The 855-nt window shown below is 55.1% G+C and carries 1 protein-coding gene; it reads left to right on the top strand.

What is annotated here, in order from left to right; genetic code table 11:
- Positions 1 to 853 (top strand): 4-hydroxybenzoate 3-monooxygenase (locus HVE01_RS19745; RefSeq protein ID WP_146945493.1); only part of this gene is annotated, 853 nt, incomplete at its 5' end.
- Between the last annotated feature and the right edge of the window lie 2 nt (positions 854 to 855).

Raw genomic sequence — 855 nt, 5'->3', positions numbered from 1 at the left:
GGCCCGCGCCGCCGCTGGTGCAACAACCCTCTATGAGGCGGAAAACGTTCAACCCCACGACCTGGATAGCGACAGCCCCTACCTAACCTTTGAGCACAACGGTGAAACGATCAGGCTTGAGTGTGACTACATCGCCGGTTGCGATGGTTATCATGGCGTCTCACGTCAATCGATTCCTCAAGACCGCATCAAAGAGTTTGAAAAAGTTTATCCGTTTGGCTGGTTGGGGATGCTCTCGGATACGCCTCCCGTCTCTGATGAGCTGATTTATGCGAGTCACGAGCGCGGCTTTAGTCTTTGCAGCATGCGCTCAGCGACGCGTAGTCGTTACTACCTGCAAGTGCCGTTGGACGAAAAAGTAGAAGATTGGTCTGATGAGCGTTTTTGGCAAGAGCTTAAACGCCGCCTGCCTGATGAGGTGGCCGCCAAACTGGTTACCGGGCCTTCGATCGAGAAAAGTATCGCGCCGCTGCGTAGCTATGTGGTCGAGCCGATGCAGTACGGGCGGCTGTTCCTGGTCGGTGATGCCGCGCATATTGTACCGCCCACCGGCGCTAAAGGGCTTAATCTGGCCGCCAGCGATGTGAATACGCTCTATCGGCTAATGGTGAAGGTCTACCAAGAGGGGCGCACGGATTTAATCGAGCGCTACTCGCAAACCTGCCTGAAACGCATCTGGAAGGCGGAGCGCTTCTCCTGGTGGATGACCTCCATGCTGCACAACTTCTCTGATGAGGAAGATTTCAACAGCCGCATGCAGTTGGCCGAGCTGGACTACGTGACCAGCTCTAAAGCGGGGTTGACCACCATTGCGGAAAACTATGTGGGGTTGCCCTATGAGTCACTTGAATAGTC

Origin of the sequence: Vreelandella venusta, from assembly GCF_007989605.1 — a bacterium.
Classification (GTDB): Bacteria; Pseudomonadota; Gammaproteobacteria; order Pseudomonadales; family Halomonadaceae; genus Vreelandella; species Vreelandella venusta.
Note: the sequence above shows the minus strand (reverse complement) of the source record. Positions and strands in the feature narration are given on the sequence as shown.